This window comes from Ferrimonas pelagia (assembly GCF_039543565.1).
GTDB lineage: Bacteria > Pseudomonadota > Gammaproteobacteria > Enterobacterales > Shewanellaceae > Ferrimonas > Ferrimonas pelagia.
The window spans coordinates 1-1760 of sequence record NZ_BAABJZ010000010.1; the positions used below are offsets into that span (position 1 = coordinate 1).

Sequence of the window (1760 nt, forward strand, 5' to 3'; positions counted from 1 at the left end):
GGTCTCTAGGTAGTGGGTCAGGGACGCCAATACCCGCTCTCCAGCCTGCCGACTTCTCACGTATACGTTAAAGTCATCGGCGTAGCGGCAGAAACTGTGCCCTCGGCGCTCCAACTCTCTATCCAGAACCGTCAACAGCAGATTTGACAGCAGCGGGGAGAGCGGCCCTCCCTTCGGGGACTGATGATCCCCCCGGCCATCATTCCCGCTTGCAGGTAACGGCGGATCAGCAGCAATATCCGTTTGTCCTTCACATGTCGGGCTAATCGCGACATCAGGATGTCGTGGTTTACCCGATCGAAGAACTGCGCTAGATCGACATCGACCACCCAGCGGTGACCGGCTTCGATATGCGCACGGGCTTGTTGGACCGCCTGACCGGCACTGCGTCCCGGCCTAAATCCATAGCTGTGAGCCGAGAACGTCGGCTCCAGCAGCGGACTCAATACCTGATGCAGCGCTTGTTGGATCAAGCGATCCAGCACCGTTGGGATCCCCAGTATACGCTCGCCGCCGCCAGGTTTCGGGATCGTCACCTTGCGGACGGCTTGCGGCTGGTAGTCGCCGGTTAGGAGCTGTTGTTTCAGTTCGGGCCAATGGGCATGCAGGTAAGGGGCTAGCGCCTCCACAGTCATCCCGTCCACACCGGGTGCGCCCTTATTGCGCAGCACCCGCTGGTGGGCCTGCTTCATGTTGTCGTTTGAGACTATCGCCAAGATCAGATCCATCTCGGCCCCTCATGGGAGTGGCACAGGAACGCCGTGAACCTTGTCATCCGCACCGGCTGCTCTGGCGGATACCGTCCGCTGCCCTCCCCGGTGGGGGTGGGGATCTCACCCCATCGTTCTGCAACTGCCTGAATCATCGAGATCCTGTATTCCCAATCCGTTTAACTTGTTCAGTCCTTCAGTTGCCGGTCAGCAACCTACTATGACCTCGGCTGAGTTCTGCTGCCCCATCCCGCCGCCTCATGGCGACGGTAGCCAGTGGCAGAACAGCAGAGTTCCCAGGGTAAGACACGCGACCTTCACACTTATGCCTGCCGCATTTACGTCCACAGCTTCCGTGTAAGTATTGGGCTTTGAAGATATGGGCCTTCTCACCCACTGTGACCGCCTCTTATGCGATTTCTGTTCGTCAGGCCAGTGCTTTGCCTTCGGCTTCCTTCAGATCCCACCTCGCGATGGGCACCCTTGCCGTTCGGCTAGCTGTTCCCCTTACCGGGCCAGCAGTGGACTTTCACCACCAAGTCATCCTATCGCCACCACGCGAACCGGAACAGTGCCCGTCAAGGCACTGCGTGCCATGCCTGGCACACCCAACGAAAAGGCCCATCCGTTAGGAGGGGCCTCAATCTCGATTCTTTCACTAGAGCGGCGCTTGGCGGTGACAACTCTTACTTACGAGCAGTCACATGGACTCTGTCCATCTGGCCACACCACCTTGATGTGCAGGATGTACGAATGCCGTGGTGCCATGGATAGCAAGGAGCGACCGGCGCGATTGCGCTTCACTGACCGCCAAGGATGGGGGAAATGCCGGTCTGGCAGGAGCACTTATACCAATTGCACTAAAAGTTTGATCTAATAGTGCTTTGATTAGTGACCCGAGCATCGACGATGCATACTTCCAACGATTTCAAGCAACTTGCCAAGAAAGTCAGCGATTCGAGGATGAGAACGCGCTATCTGGCGTTACACCACTTCTTGCGTGGCTACAATCGGACACAAGTCGCCGAAATGCTTGGGATCTCCCGAGGG

General features: G+C 57.6%; 2 protein-coding genes and 1 pseudogene. 1 reads left to right on the forward strand and 2 read right to left on the reverse strand.

Annotation, left to right across the window (positions count from 1 at the left end; genetic code table 11):
• Together ABEA08_RS04650 and ABEA08_RS04655 are read right to left on the reverse strand one after the other, a co-directional pair.
• Positions 1 to 135 (reverse strand): annotated as a pseudogene (locus tag ABEA08_RS04650) (reverse transcriptase domain-containing protein); the annotation flags it as partial.
• Positions 132 to 728, reverse strand: coding sequence for a reverse transcriptase domain-containing protein (locus tag ABEA08_RS04655; RefSeq protein ID WP_345333783.1), 597 nt, complete (start codon positions 726 to 728; stop codon positions 132 to 134). The pseudogene ABEA08_RS04650 and the gene ABEA08_RS04655, both read right to left, overlap by 4 nt.
• A gap of 945 nt (positions 729 to 1673) precedes the next feature.
• Between ABEA08_RS04655 and ABEA08_RS22000 the strand changes: the two genes are divergently transcribed.
• The coding region (locus ABEA08_RS22000) for a helix-turn-helix domain-containing protein (RefSeq protein ID WP_425557328.1) at positions 1674 to 1760 on the forward strand (87 nt) is incomplete at its 3' end.

Coding starts and splice junctions, on each gene's coding strand:
- ABEA08_RS04655 (WP_345333783.1), bottom strand. CDS start 728: ATGGATCTGATCTTGGCGATAGTCTCAAACGACAACATGAAGCAGGCC.